Here is a 19,502-nt window from a genome sequence, read left to right on the forward strand (position 1 = left end):
AATTTAATGATTTGAATAATTTTGTTGAATTCTACAAATAGCAGCAAAATGCCCCGGAACGCGCCATGCCGCTTCACAAACCGGGGGAAATAGTATATACTGTGGGGCAGAAAAAACCGCGGGTCCCGGCATCCCACAGGGCACCCCGCGGCGAAAAATCTTCCGAAAAGAGGGATACAGTATGAAATACATTCTCGTCATCGGCGACGGCATGGCCGACCATCCGCTCGACACGCTCGGCGGCCGCACGCCGCTCGAAGCATCGAAAAAAGACGCGATCGATGCCCTCGCGCGTCACGGCATCCTCGGCAGCGTGCGCAACGTGCCCGAGGGCTTCGCCCCCGGCAGCGACACGGCCATCATGTCCATCTTCGGCTGCTCGCCGCGCAAGTACTTTTTCGGCCGCGCCCCGCTCGAGGCGGCGGCGTCCGGCATCCGGCTCGCCCCCGGCGATGCGTGCTACCGCTGCAACATGGTCACGTATGCCGATGAGGACGTGCCGTTCGAGCACAAACACATCATCTCCCACAGCGCGGGCAGCATCGAGGGCCGCGAGTCGGACGAGCTCGTGACGATGCTCTTTGACCACCCCGACTTCCGCCCGCTGGCCGAGCAGGCCGGCATGGTCATCCACAAGGGCTCGTCGTTCCGCCACCTCGCGGTGCAGAGCCACGTGGACATCAAGGGCATTCAGCTCGCTCCGCCGCACGACCACCTCGGCGAGGAGATCGGCCCCATCCTGCCCACCGGCTGCCCGAACGCCGACGTGCTGCGCGAGCTCATGCGCCGCGCGTTCGACATTCTCGACCAGCACCCGATCAACGTCGCGCGCCGCGCCGCCGGCAAGCTCCCGGCCAACGGCGTCTGGTTCTGGGCCGAGGGCACGGCGGCCGCGCTGCCGAACTTCCCCGAGCACTACGGCTCGGACGGCGGCGTCGTCTCGGCCGTGCCGCTGTGCCACGGCATCGGCATCCTGACGGGGCTTGAGGCCGTCACCGTCCCGACCGCGACCGGCGAGTGGGACACCGACTACGCCGCGAAGGTCGCCGCCGCGCTGGGCGTGCTCAAAAAGCACGACTTCGTGGCCCTGCATCTCGAGGGCCCGGACGAGGCCACGCACAACCACGACCTCGAGCACAAGATCTACTCCATCGAGCGCCTGAGCGCCGACGTCGTCGCCCCCGTGACCGAGGCGCTGCGCGCCGCGGGCGAGGACTTCCGCCTGCTGCTGCTCTCGGACCACATGACGTATATGGCCAACGGCGCGCACGGCGCCGATCCCGTGCCGTTCGTGCTCTATGACAGCCGCGTGAGCGAGGGCTCCGGCCTGCCGTATTCCGAGGCCAACGGCCGCAAGGGCCCGTACGTGGACGACGGCGCGGAGCTGATGGACCTGCTCTTCGAGCTGAAAAAACTGTGACCGGCACGACGACGGAGGCCGCGTGGGCGAAGCTGAACCTGTCGCTGGACGTGCTCGGTGCGCGCTCCGACGGGTTTCACGACCTACGCATGGTCATGCAGAGCGTGGATCTGCACGACGACGTGACCGTCACGCTCGACGACACGGGCGTCTGCCGTGCCGAGACCAACCGCAGCTATCTGCCCTGCGGGGCGGACAATGTGGCCGTGCGCGCGGCGCAGGTGTTTCTCGCGCGCGCGGGGCTGAAGTGCGGCGTGCACATCCGGCTGCACAAGCGCATCCCCGTGTGCGCGGGGCTGGGCGGCGGTTCGTCGGACGCGGCGGCCGTGCTGCGCGCGCTCGAGCGGCTGACCGGCGCAGGATTCACCCGCGCGGAGCTCGAGGAGATGGGTGCGCAGGTCGGCTCGGACGTGCCGTACTGTGTCGCGGGCGGCACGATGCTGGCCGAGGGCCGCGGCGAGCGGCTCACGCCCGTCACGCCCATGCCGCGCATGCCGGTCGTGATCTGCAAGCCGGATTTTCCGATCTCGACGCCGGAGCTGTTCCACCGCGTGGACGCGCGCACCTCGCGCTGCCACCCGGACACGGAGGGCATCTGCGCCGCGCTCGCCGACGGGGATATGCCCCGGCTCGCCCGCCGGATGTACAACGTCTTTGAGGACGTGCTCACCCACCGCGAGGGCGAGATCGCGGCCATCAAGAGCCGCCTGCTCGACGGCGGCGCGCTCGGCGCGGTCATGAGCGGCACGGGCTCGGCCGTGTTCGGCATCTTTGCCGATGCCGACAGCGCGGCGTATGCCAAGCGCCGGCTCGCGCGCGATTATGCCGAGTGCTTCCTGACCGAGACCATCGGCCGCCTGGAGATCTGAGCGTCCCCGGATTAAAACCGAACAAAACTGCCGATACTGAGCACAGATGCCCGGTACCGGCAGTTTTTTCATCACAGAAAGGCGGACATACGATGCATACCCATTCTCTCTCCATAAATTCCGATCCCGGCCGCGCGCTGCGTCCGTGGGAGCTGGCGCTGCTGCTGACCGTGTGCGTGACGCTGCTGACCGGCACGTGGGCGCAGGCGCGCAGCCAGCTGCTCGCGGCCCGGCTCGTGCGGCTGCACGTGATCGCCGTCTCGGACGACGACGCCGAGCAGGCCGTGAAGCTGCAGGTGCGCGACGCGGTGCTGGCCTATCTCGAGCCGCAGCTGCAGGGCGTGACGGACGTCGATGCGGCGCAGCAGCTCATCGCGGGCGACCTCGACGGCATCGCCCGCGCGGCGCAGGCGGCGGCGGGGGAGCGGCCGGTGCGCGTGGCGCTGGGCCCCGAGCACTACCCGACGCGCGACTACGGCACGTTCGCCCTCCCGGCAGGGGTGTACACCTCCTTGCGTGTAACGCTCGGCGCGGGCGCGGGGCACAACTGGTGGTGCGTCATCTTCCCACCGCTGTGCGCGCAGGCGGCGGGATTGTCGGAGCAGGCGGTGCAGGCGCTCTCGGACGACGATGTGCGCCTCGTCACGGAGTCCGACGGCGGCTATGTCGTGCGCTTCCGGCTGCTGGAGCTGTGGGACGCGCTCGTGCAGCGGCTGAGCTGACGGCGCGGCGCGCAGATGGGACAGACAAAACAGCACCCGATCCTATGGGATCGGGTGCTGTTTTTTATCGTCCGCTCAGTAGCTGTACACGCCGCCGCCGATGAACTCGCGCAGCATGCTCTCGGGCGCGAGCAGGGCGGGGTCAATCGTCTCGAAGCGCTCGAGCGCCGGCAGGATGCTGCGGATCTCCGCATAGCGCTCTGCGCCCTCGGGCACGGCCGCGAGCAGGGGCGCGGCAAAGTTTTTCATAATGGACACCTCGCACGGGAACGACGAGTCGAACATCAGATTCGCGCGCTCCTTGAACGGGGAGATGAAGCGCTTCTCGCCGCGGCGGACGTTGGCCCACATATCCAGCGTCGCGGCGGCGGGCGTGCCGCGGAAGTTGCTGTCGCGCACGAGGCGGCGCAGCAGGCGCATCCACGTGCCCTTGAATATCTCCTGCCCGTCACCGTCGACGACGACGGAGCGCGCGCTGATATACAGCCGGAACGCATCCGGGCAGTAGGCGGCGATGTCGTCATTGAGTGCGTGGATGCCCTCGCACACGACGACCTCGTCCTTGCCGAGACGCATGGGCCGGCCGATCGGGCCGGACTGCACGCGCGTGACGAAATTGTAGCGCGGCAGATGGATCTCCTCGCCGCGGGCGAGCGCGTTGAGGTGCTTGCCGAGCAGGTCCATGTCCAGGCACGCGGGGGACTCGAAGTCGATGTCGCCCTCCGGCGTGCGCGGCGCGGTGCGCGGGTTCACGGTGCGGAAATAGTCGTCCATGGCGAGACTCTGGCTGCCGATGCCCATCCCGCGCAGAGCCTCGGCAATCTTCATGGCCGTGGTGGTCTTGCCGCTGCCGGACGGGCCGGACAGCAGCACGATCGGGCACGTGCGCACATTCTCGGCGATGGCGCGGGCCGCGCGCTCGATCTTTTCGGCATAGGCCGCGTCGCACGCATCCACGAATTCCTTGGGGTTAGCCTGGATGCGGCGGTTGATCTCCTGGATCTGATAGCTCATAGGAAAAATGCCTCCAGTTTTGCCTTGGCCGCGCAGATGCGGTCGATATTGGCGATGTATTCCGTGGGATATTTGGGGTCGATGTGCCGCTCGAGCCGGCCGCCGGAGCACACGAGCTTCGTCGAGGCGCCGCCGCCCATGGCGAGGATGCTGCACAGCTCCTCCATGATGCAGATGTTGTAGAGATTCTCCTGTCCAGGCCGCGTCCAGCCGACGTTTTCAAATCCGCCGGACATGAACTTCTGCCGGTAGAGGTAATACGGCGCGTAGCCCGCCGTGTCGAGCGCGGTATTGGCAAAGTCGAGCATCTCACCGACCTGCGCCCCGTCGGGGACGGGCGCCGTCTGCTGCGAGAGGTCTGCCCCGCGCTTGCGCGAGAGCGTGTGCACGGTGATATTTTCGGGCGCGAGCGCGAGCACCTGTTCGAGCGTGGTGCGAAAGCCGTCCGGCGTGTCGCCGGGCAGGCCGGCGATCAGGTCCATGTTCACGGCAAAGCCGCCGGTCGCGCGCACGAGCTGCAGCGCGTCATAGATGTCCTGCGCCGTGTGGCGGCGGCCGATCGTTTCGAGCACGCGGTCGTCGAGCGTCTGCGGGTTGACGCTGATGCGGTCGACCCGGTGCGCGCGCAGCACGTGCAGCTTGTCGGCCGTGATGGTGTCGGGCCGGCCGGCCTCGACGGTGAACTCGCGCAGGGCGCTGAGGTCGAATGCTGCGTCGAGCTGCGTGCACAGTGCGTCGAGCTGGCGCGCCGAGAGCGTGGTCGGCGTGCCGCCGCCGATGTAGAGCGACACGACGCGCAGACCGGCGCGGTGCACGGCCTCGGCGGTCGCCGCAATCTCGCGCGCGAGCGCCTGCAGAAATTCCGGCACGAGCGCCATGCTCTTTTCCACCGACTGGCTCACAAAGCTGCAGTAGGCGCAGCGCGTCGGGCAAAACGGGATGCCCACGTACAGGCACACGTCCTTTTCGCCGAGCGAGTCCATGGCGCGCAGCGTAGCGTGGGCGGTGCGCACGACGAGCGCGGCGCGCGCGGGCGCGACGTCGTAGTGCCGCTCGAAATAGCGCGCGGCCTGCACATCGCCCATGCCCTGCGCGAGCAGGGGGGTCATGAGCTTGCCGGGGCGCACGCCCGTGAGCATGCCCCACGGCCGGTGCGGCAGGCCGATGCCCATGGCCGCGCGGTAAAACGCGCGCTTGACCGCACCCTGCAGCCGCCGGTCGGTCTCGTTGGGGTCGGTCAGTTCCTCGTTGGGCACGCTCGTGCGGCCGTTGGCCGTCCGGCCCTGATAGACGAGCACGCACGTCGCGGTCGTCACCTTTGCGCCGGACATGAGCCGCAGCTCCGCGCGGTCGCCGGTCGGCCGGCCGTCCGGATACACCGGGCGCTCATCCGGAAACAGCGTCAGCAGCATCTGCTCCGCCGCGTAGCGGTAATCATGTCCGATCAGATAGAGATTCATGGTTTTCAGTTATCTCCTTTTCCCGTGTCAGGTCAGGAGCGGTCCTTGGCCTTGTTCTTGAGTTCTCTGGCCTTTGCCTTCAGGGCTTTGGCCAGCTGCTTGCGGCGCTGCGCGTGCTCATGCACGCGCGTGAAGGCCGGGCCGTTGGTCTTGCCTTCGCGCAGCGCCGGGAACGCCTGCGCGATACGCTCGTGCACGATGTTGCGCTGACCCAGCAGCTCCTCGCGGCGCTGCAGCAGTTCGCTGCGGCGGGCCAGCAGTTCGCTGCGGCGCATGAGCGAGTTCTCGGCGCGCTTTTCTGCGATCTCCGCGCCTTTTTCCTTCGCGTCGGTGTAAACCTCCATGCTGCGGTCCTTCACGTCCGAGGCGCGAATATAGATCTCCTCGCCGATCTCGTCGGAGATGGCCGTGAGCGAATCCTCGATGGCCTGCAGGGCGCGCAGCTTCTTCGGCAGCTTGCGGATCTCCATGGCGGTGATGATGTTGTCCGTGATCCACAGGACGCTGAACGTGCCGAGCAGCGCCCAGCCGAGCTTTTTCGGGATGAGGTCGACGACCTTGGCCACGAGCGGCTGGAACACATCGACCACGAACACGCACGCCAGCCCCCACAGCACCGAAAACTCCAGACACACGTAGCCCTTGATGTTCAGCGGGCGCTTGGAGTAGTCCCACCACTTGTCGTGGAACACTTTTTCGAGCACCCAGCCGGTGAGGTATTCGATGGCGCTCGTGAACAGTACGCTGCCGCCGAACAGCAGCCAGAAGCTGCTCTTGAGCGGCCCGAGCACGAGCAGTACGCTCATCACGCCGAAGCCGTAGATGGAGCAGATCGGGCCGTTGACGAAGCCGCGGTTGACGAACTTGCCGTGCGCGACGGCGGCGAAGGCCACCTCGGAGCACCAGCCGAGAAAGCCGTAAATGTAGAAGTACCAGAGGATCTGGAACCAGGAATAGGGCACAAGCACGGAAAAAACTCCTCTCAGATCTGGGTGCCTGCGGTGATACTGACCCAGTCTCATCATGATGGTTCAAAGATTATAACATAATGCTCCGGGCATTTCCAGTCTTTCCGGCGCGGATGGGGACAAAAGCAGCAAAATGGACAAAAACACAGCGGAGTGCCTTTTCAAGCCTTCCCCTTTGAGGAGAAGGCTTGAAAAACTGCCATCTGCCTTTGTTTTTTCGCGCGCAAAAGCGGAGCGCACGACGGTGCGCTCCGCTTGGAAAACCGGGGATTTACTTGATCGTCAGCAGCAGCTCGCCGGCCTTGACCGTCTGACCGCCCTTGACAAAGACCTCGTCGATCGTGCCGTCCATGCGGGCGACGACGCTCGTCTCCATCTTCATGGCCTCGATCACGGCGAGCACGTCGTTGACCTTGACTTGGTCGCCGGGCTTGACGTTGACCTTCGACACCATGCCCGGAATGGACGCGCCGGCCTGGCTCTTGTCGTTCGGGTCGGCCATGACGACGGTCTTGGCCGTGTCGGTCGCGGTCGGGTCGGGCACGGAGACCTCGCGGCGCATACCGTTGAGCTCGAACTGCACGTTGCGCGTGCCGTCGTCGTTGCGGTCGCCGAGGCCGATGTACTTGATCATGAGGGTCTTGCCGTCCTCGATGTTGATCTTGTTCATCTCGCCGACGGCCATGCCGTTGAAGAACACGTGGCTGCCCATGCGCATGATGTAGCCATACTCCTTGCGGTGGCGGATGTACTCCTCATAGACCTTCGGGTACATGGCGTAGGAGATGAGGGAGCGCGGCTCCTCGTAGTTCGGGTAGAACTTGCGGATCTCGCTGCGCAGCTGATCCCAGTCAACGGGCGGCAGCAGGTCGCCGGGGCGGCCGGTGATCGGCTTCTCGCCCTTGAGCACGACGCGCTGCAGATCCTTCGGGAAGCCGCAGGGCGGCTGGCCCATCATGCCCTTGAAGTAGCTCACGACGCTGTCGGGGAAGGCGAGGGTCTCGCCGCGCTCGACGATGTTTTCGGGCGTGAGGTCATTCTGCACCATGAAGATCGCCAGGTCGCCGACCATTTTGGACGACGGCGTGACCTTGATGATGTCGCCGAGCATGATGTTGACGGTGCGGTACATCTCCTTGACCTCCGCGAAGCGGTGGCCGAGGCCGAGCGACTCGACCTGCGGCTGCAGGTTCGTGTACTGGCCGCCGGGGATCTCGTAGCGGTAGATATCGGTGACGGGCACTTTGAGGCCCTTGTCGAAGCTCTCGTAGCGCAGGCGCACGTCGGCCCAGTAATCGGCCAGCTCCTGCAGGCGCTGCGGGTCAAAGCCGGTGTCGCGCTCCTGACCGCGCAGGGACTCGACGACGGCGTTCATCGACGGCTGGCTCGTGAGGTTGGCCAGCGGGCCGATGGCGGTGTCGACCACATCCACGCCGGCCTCGGCCGCCATGAGATAGGTCGCGATCTGGTTGTCGGTGGTGTTGTGCGTGTGCAGGTGGATGGGGATGCCGATCTCCTGCTTGAGGGTGCTCACGAGCTTCTTGGCGGCGTAGGGCTTGAGCAGGCCGGACATGTCCTTGATGGCCAGCATGTGCACGCCGCGGCGCTCGAGCTCCTTGGCGAAGTTGACGTAGTACTCGAGCGTGTAGCGGTCGCGCGTCGGGTCGAGGATATCGCCGGTGTAGCACACGGTGCCCTCGAGGAACTTGCCCTGGCGCAGGACCTCGTCCATGGCGGTCTCCATGTTCGGCAGCCAGTTGAGCGAGTCGAACACGCGGAACACGTCGATGCCCTCGCGGGCAGACTCGGCGATGAAGGCGCGCACGAGGTTGTCCGGATAGCTCGCGTAGCCGACGAGGTTCGAGCCGCGCAGCAGCATCTGGAACGGGATGTTCGGGATCTTCTCGCGCAGCATCTCCAGGCGCTCCCACGGGGACTCGTGCAGGAAGCGGTAGGCGGTGTCAAACGTCGCGCCGCCCCACATCTCGAGCGAGAAGCAGTCGGCGAGGATGTCGGCCGTGCCGTCGGCGCCCTTGAGCATGTCGCGGGTGCGCAGGCGGGTGCTCAGCAGGGACTGGTGCGCGTCGCGCATCGTCGTGTCGGTGATGAGCAGCTTCTTCTGGCCGAGGACCCAGTCCTTGACGGCCTCGGGGCCGTCGGTGTCGAGCAGGAGCTTGAGCCCGTCCTGCTTCGTGATCTCGCGCTGCGCCTTCGGGAAGCGCGGCGTGTCGTACTGGTGGCGCTCGGCGTCGGGATTGTTGACCTGGATGTTGGCGATGTATTTGAGCACGCGGGTCGCGCGGTCGCGCGATTCGGTGAACTCGAACAGCTCCGGCGTCTCGTCGATGAACTTCGTGTGGCACTTGCCGGCGATGAACGTCGGGTGCGTGAGGATGTTCGTCACAAACGGGATGTTCGTCTTGACGCCGCGCACGTGCTCCTCGTTGATGGCGCGGGTAGCCTTGCGGCAGACGGCGGGGAAGGTGCAGTCCCAGCTCGTGACCTTGACGAGCAGCGAGTCATAGTACGGCGAGATGATCGAGCCCGTGCCGGCGTTGCCGCCGTCGAGACGCACGCCGAAGCCGCCGCCGGAGCGGTAGGCCTCGATCTTGCCGTTGTCGGGCGCGAAGTTGTTGGCCGGGTCCTCGGTGGTCACGCGGCACTGGATGGCGTAGCCGTTGACCTTGAGATTGTTCTGGTCGCCCAGACCGATCTCCGGATGGCTGATCGGCTGACCCTCGGCGATGAGGATCTGCGCGCGCACGAGGTCGATGCTTGTGACCATCTCGGTGACGGTGTGCTCGACCTGGATGCGGGGGTTCATCTCGATGAAGTAGTGGTTGCCGTCGCGGTCGACGAGGAACTCCACCGTGCCGGCGTTGACATAGCCGACGGCCTCGGCGATCTTCACGGCGTCAGCGTGCAGCTGCTCGCGGATGCTCTCGGGCACGCTCCACGCGGGCGCAAACTCCACGACCTTCTGGTAGCGGCGCTGCAACGAGCAGTCACGCTCGCCGAGGTGGCGCACGTTGCCGTACTGGTCGGCGAGGATCTGCACCTCGATGTGCTTGGGCTGCACGAGGTATTTCTCGATGAAGATGTCGTCATTGCCGAAGGCCTTGCGCGCCTCGTTCTTGACGAGCTCGAACGCGGGGATGACGTCCTCGGGCATCTCGCACAGGCGCATACCGCGGCCGCCGCCGCCGGCTGCCGCCTTGAGGATGACGGGGAAGCCGAAGCTGATGGCCTTCTCGAGTGCCTCCTGCCCGTCGCGCAGAGGCTCGGAGCAGCCGGGGATGACCGGCACGCCGCATTCCATGGCGATCTGCTTGGCCGAGAGCTTGTCGCCCATCTTGCCGAGCACGTCGCTCGGAGGCCCGATGAACGTGATGCCGGCCTCTTCGCAGGCGCGGGCAAAGTCCGCGTTTTCGGACAGGAAACCGTAGCCCGGATGGATGGCGTCGACGCCGCGGCGCTTGGCCAGGTCGATGATCTCGGGGATGTCGAGATACGCACCCAGAGGGCTCTTGTTTTCACCGACGAGATACGCCTCGTCGGCGCGGGTGCGGAACAGACTCAGTTCGTCTTCCTTGGAGTACATGGCCACGGTGTGGATGCCGAGGTCATAGCACGCGCGGAAGATACGCACCGCGATCTCGCCGCGGTTGGCGGCAAGGACCTTGTTGAAAACCTTTTCTGACACGGTCGTGTCTCCTTTCTGACTGCGGCGGGGCCGCAGAGGTGGGGGCGGCAGCGGCGCGGGGGAGATCCGGCGTGCTGCCAACGTCGGAATTATATCATATATCAGTAACAATAGAAATAAAATTTTTGATTTTTGGCGAGTTTAAAATCTAACAAATACTGTTTACATGCAATTCTTTTCTCGTCGCGCGGAATGTGGTACAATATCGGACGAAAATTCAGGAAAGCTGGAATGAATTTGGAAAACATTTGCTATATCGTCGGCGCGGCCAGTCTTGACGGCGTGCGCCTGAGCTCCCGGCCGGGAGACTACGTGATCGCGGCCGACGGCGGCTACCGCACGCTGAAGGCGCGCGGCATTGAGCCGGACTTCGTCATGGGCGACTTTGACTCCCTCGGCTACCGGCCGGACCACCCGAACGTGGAGACGCATCCGGTCATGAAGGATGACACCGACCTCGGCCTCGCCGTGCGCTGGGCGCTGGCGCACGGGTACCGGCGGCTCGTGATGGCGGGCGCGCTCGGCGGCCGCCTCGACCAGACGATCGCCAGCCTGCAGACGCTGCGCGGGCTCACGGACGCGGGCGCGCAGGGCTGGCTCATCGGCTGCGGCTGGGTGGTCACGGCGGTGCAAAACGGCACGCTGGCCTTTCCCGCCGGCATGGAGGGCACGGTGTCCGTGTTCAGCAGCGGCGATGCCGCGCGCGGCGTCACGCTGCGCGGCCTGCTCTACGAGATCACGGACGCGGAGCTGCGGTGCGCCATGCCGCTCGGCGTGAGCAATTCGTTCACCGGCGCGGCGGCCACGGTGCGCGTCACGGACGGCACGGTCTTTGTCCTCTGGCAGGGCAACGCGCTGCCGGACGGGCTGGAGGTGCGCCATGGAGCGGATTGACCTGCACACGCACACGCTCGCGTCCGACGGGTCGGACACGCCGGCCGCCGTCGTGCAGCAGGCGGCGGCGCTCGGCCTGCGGGCCGTGGCCGTCACGGATCACGACACGTTCGCCGGCCTGCCGGAGGCCCTCGCGGCGGGGCAGCGCTGCGGCATCGAGGTCGTGCCCGGCGTGGAGCTGTCCACCGTCTGGGGCGGCGAGGAGGTGCACCTGCTCGGCTACTTCATGGACACGGGCAATGCCGCGCTGCGCGCGCTCATGACCCGCGCGACCGACGAGCGCAATGCCCGCAACGAGACCATGGTGCAGCGCCTGCACGACGCAGGCTACCCCATCACGATGGACGACCTGCACGCGGCCTTCCCGGGGCAGACGGTGCTCGGCCGGCCGCACATCGCGGCGCTGCTCGTGCAGCGCGGGTGCATCCCCTCGGTGCCGGACGGTATGCGCGGCCTGCTCGGCCGGGGCAAGGCGTTTTACGTCCCGCGCTATAACATCCCGCTCGCGGATTCCATCCGCGCCCTGCGCGCGGCGGGCGGCGTGCCGGTCGTGGCGCACATCTTCAAGTACCGCTTTGACGATGCGCAGCGCGCCGCCATGCTCGCCGCGGCGGCGGACGCCGGAGCCCTCGGCGTCGAGGTGCGCTATACGACCTATACGCCCGAGCAGACGGAGATCGCGCAGGCGCTGGCCGCGCGCTTTGGCCTCGCGCCCTCCGGCGGCTCGGACTATCACGGTCTGCGCAAGCCGGACATCGCCCTCGGCTCCGGCCGGGGCGGGCTGCGCGTGCCGTATGCGTACCTCGCCGGGCTCAAAGCCCTTGCCGGGCACGAATGTGTGTGATACACGAACAAAATTCAGTCCATTTTTGAAATTTTTCCGGAGGTGGTTTCGTGAAAACCCTTCTGCGCCCCTATGAGGGCACGCTGCCGTATCTCTTCGTCAGCTACGCGCACAAGAACGACGCGGCCGTGCTCGAGATCATCAGCACCTTGCAGTCGCGCGGCTTTCGCGTCTGGTACGATGAGGGCATCGAGGCCGGCAGCGAGTGGCCGGAGAGCATCGCGTCGCATCTTGAGCGCGCGCAGCTCGTGCTGGCGTTTTTGTCCCCGGCGTACCTGCGCTCGGACAACTGCCGCAAGGAGATGCACTATGCCCTGACCAAGCGCAAGCCCGTCATCAACGTCTACCTCGAGCCGACGGAGCTCTCTCCCGGCATGGAGATGCAGATCGGCAACCTCTTCGCGCTCATGAAGTATACCTATCCGAGCGAGGAATATTTCTACGACAAGCTCTTCTCGGCCGAGCTGCTCGATGCGGGCAAATTCGCCGGCGAGCCGCCGGAGCTGCCGGACGCGCCCGCGCCCGCGAAAAAGGCGAAGGAGAAAACGCCCCGCGGCGAATCTCCCCGCCGGGCCAGGCGCGAAAAGCCGCCCAAGGCGCCGAAGCCCGCGCGGCCGAAGAAAAGACGCCGCGGCCTCGCGGCGGCGATCATCGCCGTCGTGCTCGTCGGCTGCCTGATCGCGGCCGGCATCGTCGGCCACTTCACGGGCCTGCTCTACCGCTTCACGGTCAAGACCGTCGCGGTGCAGACGCTCGCGGACGACACGGTCGCCCAGTTCCAGAACCCGCTGCTCGAGCAGGCCGCGCGCGACTATGCCGGCAAGCCCGCGGGCGAGCTCACGGTCGCGGACCTCAAGGGCCTCACGGCGCTGTACGTCTGCGGCGACCGGTACTGGTTCGCCGCCCCGCAGCAGGGCGTGGACGCGGCGGCCGCCGGCGTCGAGACGGCGGAGATGATCGACCCCTCCGGCCAGACCGTCACCGTGCGGCGCGGCGACATCCGCGACCTGTCCGACCTCGCGTATTTTCCGAGCCTGACGGCGGTCTCGGTGCAGTTTCAGTCGCTGACCTCGCTCGAGAGCCTGCCCGCCTGCGGTGTGGAGGTGTTCGATGTCAGCGCCAACCGGCTCACGAGCCTGTCGGGCATCGAGCAGCTGCCGAAGCTCACGGCCCTCACGGCCGACGGCAACGCCGTCACCGACCTCACCGGCCTCGGCCGCTGTCTGAACGTGCGGAAGCTGAGTCTCAACGGCGCGAATGTGTCGGATCTGTCCGAGCTGCGCGCGCTCACGAAGCTGCAGGACGTCACGCTCTCGCACTGCACGCGCCGCGAGCTGCTGATCCCGCTGCACAAGTCCTCGCTCACGCGCGTCACGCTCGTGGACTGCGATCTGCGTGGCGATTTCTTCCACAGCTTCGACCGCGAGCGGGCGCTCACGGCGCTCTCGCTCACCGACTGCGAGCTGGACAGCACGTCCGGGCTGGAGGATTTCACCGGGCTCACGGAGCTGACGGTGCGCGGCGTTTCCGGCACGCTCGACTGGTCGGCGCTCGGCAGTCTGCCGCTGCAGACCGTCACGGCCGACGCCCTGCAGGCGGACGCCATCGCCGCGGCCACCACCGTGGCCGTCACGGTCGTGGATTGACCGCCGTGGCATGATCTCAAGTGAAAAGCGGCCCTCCCGATCCGGGAGGGCCGCTTTGTCTGTTAGTGGCGTTATCGTTTTCCCCGGCGCGGCCGTCCCGCACCCTTGGCTCCCTTGTGCAAAGGGAGCTGGCAGCCGTCAGGCTGACTGAGGGATTGACACGTCAAAATCTTACACCGCAGCCGGTATTCACAACCCCTCCGTCAAAAATCGGAGATTTTTGCCGCCTCCCCTTGCACGGGGGAGGCATTGGCAGCGCGCCGGTCGTGCGGGGTAAATCTGACAAATATCTTGCCCACGCAAATCTCCCGCAAAACGGAAAACGCCCCTGCCGGAACGGACAAACCGGCAGGGACGTTTCCATAGGAGAAATGGAGTTGGAAAAAGGAATTATCATGTTGCTTGGGGGAGAGATTGCGTGTTTTGTCAGCGGGCGGAGAGGCTCGTGTGCGGTCACGAAAATTCCCGCTTGCTATCTGACAGTGCCCATTATATAATGCCTTTATGGATAAGTAAAGCAAATGTTTCTGATAGTTAAATTAGCGTTTCTAATTTGTGAGGTGCTTATGAACCGATACATCGCCTTTTTGAAGGCCTTTGAGCGCAACAGTTTTTCGGACGCGGCGCGCGATCTCGGCTACACGCAGTCGGCCGTCAGCCAGATGATCAAGTCGCTGGAGGCGGAGCTGGGCGTGACACTGCTGGTGCGTTCGCGCTCGGGCGTGACGCTCACCTACGAGGGCCGCCACCTGCTGCCGTACATCCGCGACACGGTCAACGCCTACCGCATGCTCCAGTCGCAGGCGGCGGGCTTCAGTGGGCTGGAGCAGGGCACGATCCGCCTCGGCACGTTCACGAGCGTGTCGAGCTTCCTGCTGCCGCCGGCCATGGAGCGCTTCCGCCGGCAGCACAGCCGCATCCGCTTCGAGCTCTACCAGGGCCTGTATTACGAGATCGAGGACTGGGTGCGCGAGGGCGTGGTCGATTTCGGCTTCACGGACATGTCGCGCACGACGCCGTTTGCCTGCGAGCCGATCTATCAGGACACCATGCTCGCCGTCCTGCCCGAGGGCCATCCGCTGGGCGAGAACATCTTCATCCAGATCGATGAGCTGGCGGCCGAGCCCTTCATCCTCCTTGAGGAGGGGCGCGGCGGCGGCTGCATCCGCGAGCTGCTCGCGCGCCATCCGCAGATCAACGTGCAGTACCGCGTGGCCGACGACTACACGATCCTGAACATGGTTGAGAGCCGGCTCGGCGTGTCCATCCTGCCGGAGGCCGTGCTGCGCCGCAGCGGCCAGCGCCTCACCGCGCGCCGGCTCTCTCCGGAGCTGCAGCGCACCATCGGCGTCATCTATAAGCAGAAGACTGGCCTGTCCACTGCCGGGCAGCTGTTTTTGAATGAGCTCAAAGCGTCCAGGATCCCACCGCGCGGCTGAATTTGCCGCATTTGGGTGTTTACACCGCCGGCGGTTGTGCTATCGTAGAGCGGTACATTTGCAGGTGCGCCGTGCCCGGTATGGATACCTTATTTAAATAAGGCGGACACGAAATAAGGCGGACGCGGCGGGAAGGAGCGGATATTCATGAGCATGACAGGCGCCATCGTCAACGCGCTGGCCATCGTGGCCGGCGGTGCGGTCGGTCTGCTGTTTCAGCGGGGCATCCCCGAGCGCGTGAGCAAGACGGTCATGATCGGCCTCGGGCTGTGCGTGCTGTATATCGGCATCTCGGGCGCGTTTGCGTGCCAGAGCATCCTCATCGTCATCGTGGCCATGACGCTCGGCGCGGCCGCGGGCGCGCTGCTGAACATCGACGGGGCGATCCACCGTCTCGGCACGTGGGTCGAGGCGCACGTTCACCGGCACGAGGGCGGCCCGTCGCTGGCCGAGGGCTTCGTGACGGCGAGCCTGCTGTGCTGCGTGGGCGCCATGGCGGTCAACGGCTCGCTCGATGCCGGCATCCGCGGCGACAACAGCATCCTGCTCACCAAGTCGATGATCGACCTTGTCTTTTGCGCCATGCTGGCCACAACGCTCGGCGCGGGCGTCATGCTCGCGGGCGCGGCGGTGTTCGTGGTCGAGGGGGCGCTCACGCTGCTGGCCGGGGCGATCGCGCCGCTGCTCTCGGAGGCGGCGGTCGCAGACCTCACGTGCGCGGGTTCGCTGCTCGTGGCGGCCATCGGCCTCAATCAGACCGGCGCGACGAAGATCAAGGTGGCGGACTATTTGCCGGCGCTGCTGTTCGTGCCGCTCATCCGCTGGCTGGTCAGCCTGCCGGTCTGGCAGCAGATCACCGCGTGGTTTTGAGCGATACCATTTAAATATAGAAACACCCCGCCGGTCGCGGCGGGGTGTTTTTTTTGCATATTCAGGAGATGGCCAGCGCGCGGATGCGGCCGAGGCCCGGCAGCACGCGGCCGAACAGCGACACGAGCGGCCCGACGATCAGCGCCGACACGACCGTGCCGATGCCGACGCCCTGCAGCCGCTGCACGGGAGAGAAAAAACGCGCGCGGAGGGTTGTTTTTCCCGCGCGGTTGTGTTATGATACTCTTTCCCGCGGGAAGAAAGGGTGTGGGCACATGGGTTTCTGGCTCAACCAGGCGCTGGGTCTGCTCGGCAGCCTGATCGTGTTTGCTTCGGTACAATTCAATAACCGCCGCGTCATCCTCGCCGCGCAGGCCGCCGCCTGCCTGATGTGGATCGTGCACTACGGGCTGCTCGGTGCGACGACCGCCGCGACCATCAACATCCTGTCGTTCGCGCGCAGCGTCGTGTTTTACTTCAACGACCGCAAGTGGGCGCAGAGCCGCGCGTGGCTGTGGGCGTTTCTGGCGCTGTACGTGGTCAATACCGTCCTCACGTGGGCGGGGCCGATGAGCCTGCTGCCCGGCATCGCCATGAGCATGACGACGGTCGCGCTCTGGACGCGCGATATGCGCCGCACGCGCCTGCTCTACCTGACGAATTCGCCGTTCTGGTTCACGTATGATATCCTTGCGCGCTCGTACTCGTGCATGGTCATCGAGGCCATCGCCTTCGTGTCCTACGCCGTCGCCGTGTGGCGGTTTGATATCAAAAAACAGCCGCAGGCATGAAAAATATGCAAAAATGCCCTGCCTTCTGGCAGGGCATTTTCCTGTTTTAAAGGGTGCGTTGGAGTGGCTTACCACGTCAGCGCGTCGTCAAAGTCCACGAGGTCGGGCCGCACGGGCTCCTCGCCCATGACGGTCTGCATGTAGAGGTTGACCTGGCGGCGCATGTCACGCTTGGAGATCGTGCGCGAATCGAGCAGATCCTGCGCCACCCAGAGCATATGCACGCCGCGCGCGGCCGCCTGCTCCTCGAACACGCCGCGCAGACCGTCCATGCCCTTGCAGGAGATCTGGTCGTACATGAGCACCATGTCGGCGTTGTACTGTTTGCAGACGATCCACAGCTCGTCGAGCACGTTCGCGTAGCCGCCCTTCGTGTGCTTGCGCATGGTGGTGCGCTGGTAGCTGCGGGCGAGGTCGGCGAGCGCCTGATCGGGATCTTCCGTGTTGATGATGATGTCGGAAATGAGCGACTCCATGCTCGCCACGACGTTGATGCCCCAGCAGTTTTCCGCCCAGACAGAGAAGTCGGGGTAGAAGTTCGCCGGGCACGACCACTCGACGCAGCGGTGGCGCATCGCGGGCGCGCAGGGCTTTTTCTGCTGGTAGCCGCGCATCATGATGCGGTTGACGCGGCGGTCGGTGTCGAGAAAATGCGGGTCCATGCCGCCGGAGAGGTGGTAGAAAAACATGCGGTAGATCCAGAACGTCTCGCCCGTCATCTGCGGGTAGGGCGTGCGGTTGACCTCCCACTTCTGCAGCTCGTACTCCGTCTCCTGATTGTAGACCTTCATGGCCCTGAAAAAGGCGTCCCAGTCGAACGTCTCGCCGGTCTGCTCCTCGATGAAGCGGATGAGCCCCCGCAGCTCCTCGACGGCGTAGTCCTGTACGGCCTCCTCATTGTAGCGGATGGGCACGCCGAAGTAGTACGTCGGGAGGTTGAAGTACCGGTCCTGATACGACGTCGTGGCGACGCTGCCGTCGCACGGCATGTTGCAGGCGACAAAGCACGTGCCGACCTTGGGATACTCGTCGCGCAGGGCGCAGCCGGCCTCGGCCGAGGGCAGGGGGCAGACGTCGGCCGGGATGCCGAAGTTCTCGGCCGCGTCGAGGTACGGCGGGGTGATCTGCTGGTCGAGGATGGAGCACAGAAACACCGGCAGCACCTGCGCCGGCAGGTAGATGAGGTTCGGGAAGCCGGCCATGATCTCGCCGGGGACGAGCTCGTCAAAGAGCACGACCTTCTTGGACAGCTTGTTGCCGGGGTGGAAGTGCTCGTCGGCCACGAACGAGATGCGCAGCAGGTCGGTGGCCTTTTTCACGATGCGGTCGTACTGCGCGCGGGCCATGCGCAGCTGGTTGCCGCGCATACCGAGCGTGCCGCGGTCGACAAAGTTCGGGTAGGTCAGATAGGTCGCAAACCACTGGTAGCGAAACAGCGCGCGCACGGCCGACACCGGGCACTTGGCCACAAAGGCGACCATGTCCTTCCAGCACTTGAGCCACATGTAGAAATCGAACGCCGTGTCGCGCACGCCGCGCAGCTCGCGGTAGCGAAACTGGCCCTTCTCGGGGTTGAAGCGGTAAGTATAGTCATTGATGTGGCGGAGAAATTCCCGCAGGGAGCGTTTTTCCTTGTCAGCCATGGTCACTTGCCTCCTCTCTGCGCCTGGAGCTGCTTGATCTCCAGGCTCTCGACGAATGCCTGCACGCGCGTGCGCAGCTGGCCGTTGCCGCCGGTGGCGTTCTGCCGGTCGACCGCGACGGACGGGATGCCGTAGTCGTGCGTGATGACGTGGCTCGCCAGCGCGCGCTCATAGCCCCAGTACTCGCAGAACTTGAGCTGTTCGTACAGCACGCCCTGCGCGTGGTACTCCTCGCACAGGTCACGCACGAGCTGCCAGCGGCCCTCCACCTTCTCGCGCTGCATGTAGCGCGGGCACTGGCTCGTAGTGAGGTAGTGCCGGGCGATGCTCTCGAGCACCGGCAGGTCGGGGTCGAGATGAATTTCCTCGCGGCCGGGCGTCGAGCCGAAGCAGAAGCGGTCGACCACGACGAGCGCGCCCGCCTCCTCCACGAGCTTGGTAAAGCCGGGGTCGTCGATCTCGCTGCCGACGACGGCAATCTTCACACGGAAGTTCGGCCTAGCGTCGGGCTCGCGGTGCCGCAGCTCCTCGAGCGTTTCGCGCAGCTTATCAACGATGAGGTATTTCGGGCAGCAGTAGCTCACGAGGTTGAGAATGTGGTACTCGTAGCCTGTGATGCGCGGGTTTTCCTCCTTGCGCAGCTGGCCGATCTCGGTCAGGATGCGGCAGACCTCGTTGTGCTCGGCCACAGCCTTGCGCAGCGCGTCGTCCGACACGTCCACGCCGTAGACCTCATGCAGCGGCTCGAGCACCTTGCGCCGGAGCTGGTCGACATAGTGGCGCACGGTATTGTCCGTGACCTTGAAGGGCATATCGAGGAAGGTCACGAAAAACTGCTCGTTGTCCACGAGGTGCAGCAGCTCGAAGTGCTCGAGCGCGCGGTTCATCTCCGAGCAGGTCTCCGTCGCCAGCAGGGCGGACAGGAAGTTGTAGCCCCCCTCGATGCCGCGCTCGAGCAGCGACTTGCAGTAGTCGCAGATGAAGTTGGACATGTAGTACGACGAGATGTCCAGCGATCCCGTCAGCGGCGCGCGCAGCCGCACCGAGAAGCAGTCGCCGGTGTTGAGCAGCACCTCGGGCATGTGGTAGCAGGTGTAGGCCAGCGCGTGCTTCCCCTCGGCACACGCCTGCTGCACGAGCGGGTTGTTCGCGCTCTCGAGCAGCTTTTCAAATTCGTAAAGATACTTCAGGTCTTTCAAACGGCTCTCCCCTCCATGTT

Annotated in this window: 16 protein-coding genes; 9 read left to right on the forward strand and 7 right to left on the reverse strand. The window is 65.3% G+C overall.

The window, feature by feature from the left end; genetic code table 11:
- Nucleotides 1–181: 181 nt before the first annotated feature.
- The 3 genes from OGM61_03690 to OGM61_03700 all read left to right on the forward strand — a co-directional run bounded on the left by OGM61_03690 (nucleotide 182) and on the right by OGM61_03700 (nucleotide 3,011).
- A complete protein-coding gene (locus OGM61_03690) occupies nucleotides 182–1,420 on the forward strand; it encodes an alkaline phosphatase family protein (GenBank protein ID UYI85183.1) in 1,239 nt (412 codons plus the stop codon).
- Nucleotides 1,417–2,289 carry a 4-(cytidine 5'-diphospho)-2-C-methyl-D-erythritol kinase gene (gene ispE / locus OGM61_03695; protein ID UYI85184.1) on the forward strand — a complete coding sequence of 291 codons (873 nt, stop codon included), beginning with the start codon at nucleotides 1,417–1,419 and terminating at the stop codon, nucleotides 2,287–2,289. The genes OGM61_03690 and ispE overlap by 4 nt, the downstream gene beginning before the upstream one ends.
- A gap of 92 nt (nucleotides 2,290–2,381) precedes the next feature.
- A complete protein-coding gene (locus OGM61_03700) occupies nucleotides 2,382–3,011 on the forward strand; it encodes a stage II sporulation protein R (protein ID UYI85185.1) in 630 nt (209 codons plus the stop codon).
- A 75-nt stretch (nucleotides 3,012–3,086) separates the two neighbouring features.
- Here OGM61_03700 and OGM61_03705 read toward each other — a convergent pair whose 3' ends face one another.
- From OGM61_03705 to OGM61_03720, 4 genes are all read right to left on the reverse strand, one after another.
- The gene (locus OGM61_03705) at nucleotides 3,087–4,025 is read right to left on the reverse strand and encodes a nucleoside kinase (protein UYI85186.1); all 939 of its coding nucleotides are present in this window, start codon (nucleotides 4,023–4,025) and stop codon (nucleotides 3,087–3,089) included.
- Nucleotides 4,022–5,485, reverse strand: coding sequence for a coproporphyrinogen dehydrogenase HemZ (hemZ, locus tag OGM61_03710; GenBank protein ID UYI85187.1), 1,464 nt, complete (start codon nucleotides 5,483–5,485; stop codon nucleotides 4,022–4,024). Before hemZ ends, OGM61_03705 begins: the two co-directional genes overlap by 4 nt.
- A gap of 32 nt (nucleotides 5,486–5,517) precedes the next feature.
- Complete coding sequence (locus tag OGM61_03715) at nucleotides 5,518–6,453, reverse strand: hypothetical protein (GenBank protein UYI85188.1); 936 nt, start codon at nucleotides 6,451–6,453, stop codon at nucleotides 5,518–5,520.
- Nucleotides 6,454–6,724: 271 nt separating this feature from the next.
- On the reverse strand, nucleotides 6,725–10,156 hold the full coding sequence (locus OGM61_03720; protein ID UYI85189.1) for a pyruvate carboxylase: 3,432 nt from the start codon (nucleotides 10,154–10,156) through the stop codon (nucleotides 6,725–6,727).
- A gap of 231 nt (nucleotides 10,157–10,387) precedes the next feature.
- On the opposite strand from OGM61_03720, the gene OGM61_03725 reads away from it, so the two are divergent.
- The 5 genes from OGM61_03725 (at nucleotide 10,388) to OGM61_03745 (ending at nucleotide 15,849) form a co-directional block, all read left to right on the forward strand.
- Nucleotides 10,388–11,050 (forward strand): thiamine diphosphokinase, encoded by a 663-nt coding sequence (locus OGM61_03725; GenBank protein UYI85190.1) that lies wholly within the window; start codon nucleotides 10,388–10,390, stop codon nucleotides 11,048–11,050.
- Nucleotides 11,037–11,894, forward strand: coding sequence for a PHP domain-containing protein (locus OGM61_03730; GenBank protein UYI85191.1), 858 nt, complete (start codon nucleotides 11,037–11,039; stop codon nucleotides 11,892–11,894). The genes OGM61_03725 and OGM61_03730 overlap by 14 nt, the downstream gene beginning before the upstream one ends.
- A 50-nt stretch (nucleotides 11,895–11,944) precedes the next feature.
- The gene (locus OGM61_03735; GenBank protein UYI85192.1) at nucleotides 11,945–13,540 is read left to right on the forward strand and encodes a TIR domain-containing protein; all 1,596 of its coding nucleotides are present in this window, start codon (nucleotides 11,945–11,947) and stop codon (nucleotides 13,538–13,540) included.
- 566 nt (nucleotides 13,541–14,106) lie between these two features.
- The gene (locus OGM61_03740) at nucleotides 14,107–14,979 is read left to right on the forward strand and encodes a LysR family transcriptional regulator (GenBank protein ID UYI85193.1); all 873 of its coding nucleotides are present in this window, start codon (nucleotides 14,107–14,109) and stop codon (nucleotides 14,977–14,979) included.
- A 147-nt stretch (nucleotides 14,980–15,126) separates the two neighbouring features.
- A complete protein-coding gene (locus OGM61_03745; protein UYI85194.1) occupies nucleotides 15,127–15,849 on the forward strand; it encodes a DUF554 domain-containing protein in 723 nt (240 codons plus the stop codon).
- Nucleotides 15,850–15,910: 61 nt separating this feature from the next.
- On the opposite strand, the gene OGM61_03750 is transcribed toward OGM61_03745, so the two are convergent.
- Entirely contained in the window at nucleotides 15,911–16,036 is a 126-nt protein-coding gene (locus tag OGM61_03750) for a hypothetical protein (protein ID UYI85195.1), read from the reverse strand.
- Nucleotides 16,037–16,124: 88 nt separating this feature from the next.
- On the opposite strand from OGM61_03750, the gene OGM61_03755 reads away from it, so the two are divergent.
- The gene (locus OGM61_03755) at nucleotides 16,125–16,640 is read left to right on the forward strand and encodes a YgjV family protein (GenBank protein UYI85196.1); all 516 of its coding nucleotides are present in this window, start codon (nucleotides 16,125–16,127) and stop codon (nucleotides 16,638–16,640) included.
- A gap of 68 nt (nucleotides 16,641–16,708) precedes the next feature.
- On the opposite strand, the gene OGM61_03760 is transcribed toward OGM61_03755, so the two are convergent.
- Together OGM61_03760 and OGM61_03765 are read right to left on the reverse strand one after the other, a co-directional pair.
- On the reverse strand, nucleotides 16,709–18,283 hold the full coding sequence (locus tag OGM61_03760) for a 2-hydroxyacyl-CoA dehydratase family protein (protein ID UYI85197.1): 1,575 nt from the start codon (nucleotides 18,281–18,283) through the stop codon (nucleotides 16,709–16,711).
- Nucleotides 18,284–18,285: 2 nt separating this feature from the next.
- The gene (locus OGM61_03765; protein UYI85198.1) at nucleotides 18,286–19,482 is read right to left on the reverse strand and encodes a 2-hydroxyacyl-CoA dehydratase family protein; all 1,197 of its coding nucleotides are present in this window, start codon (nucleotides 19,480–19,482) and stop codon (nucleotides 18,286–18,288) included.
- Nucleotides 19,483–19,502: the final 20 nt, after the last annotated feature.

The organism is Clostridiales bacterium (genome assembly GCA_025757645.1).
GTDB lineage: Bacteria > Bacillota > Clostridia > Oscillospirales > Oscillospiraceae > CAG-103.

What these genes read in the sequence shown, in the direction of transcription:
- OGM61_03725 (UYI85190.1), top strand. Translation starts at nt 10,388, where the DNA reads ATGAATTTGGAAAACATTTGCTATATCGTCGGCGCGGCCAGTCTTGAC.
- OGM61_03700 (UYI85185.1), top strand. Translation starts at nt 2,382, where the DNA reads ATGCATACCCATTCTCTCTCCATAAATTCCGATCCCGGCCGCGCGCTG.
- OGM61_03690 (UYI85183.1), top strand. Translation starts at nt 182, where the DNA reads ATGAAATACATTCTCGTCATCGGCGACGGCATGGCCGACCATCCGCTC.
- OGM61_03760 (UYI85197.1), bottom strand. Translation starts at nt 18,283, where the DNA reads ATGGCTGACAAGGAAAAACGCTCCCTGCGGGAATTTCTCCGCCACATC.
- OGM61_03730 (UYI85191.1), top strand. Translation starts at nt 11,037, where the DNA reads ATGGAGCGGATTGACCTGCACACGCACACGCTCGCGTCCGACGGGTCG.
- OGM61_03745 (UYI85194.1), top strand. Translation starts at nt 15,127, where the DNA reads ATGAGCATGACAGGCGCCATCGTCAACGCGCTGGCCATCGTGGCCGGC.
- hemZ (UYI85187.1), bottom strand. Translation starts at nt 5,485, where the DNA reads ATGAATCTCTATCTGATCGGACATGATTACCGCTACGCGGCGGAGCAG.
- OGM61_03755 (UYI85196.1), top strand. Translation starts at nt 16,125, where the DNA reads ATGGGTTTCTGGCTCAACCAGGCGCTGGGTCTGCTCGGCAGCCTGATC.
- OGM61_03740 (UYI85193.1), top strand. Translation starts at nt 14,107, where the DNA reads ATGAACCGATACATCGCCTTTTTGAAGGCCTTTGAGCGCAACAGTTTT.
- OGM61_03705 (UYI85186.1), bottom strand. Translation starts at nt 4,025, where the DNA reads ATGAGCTATCAGATCCAGGAGATCAACCGCCGCATCCAGGCTAACCCC.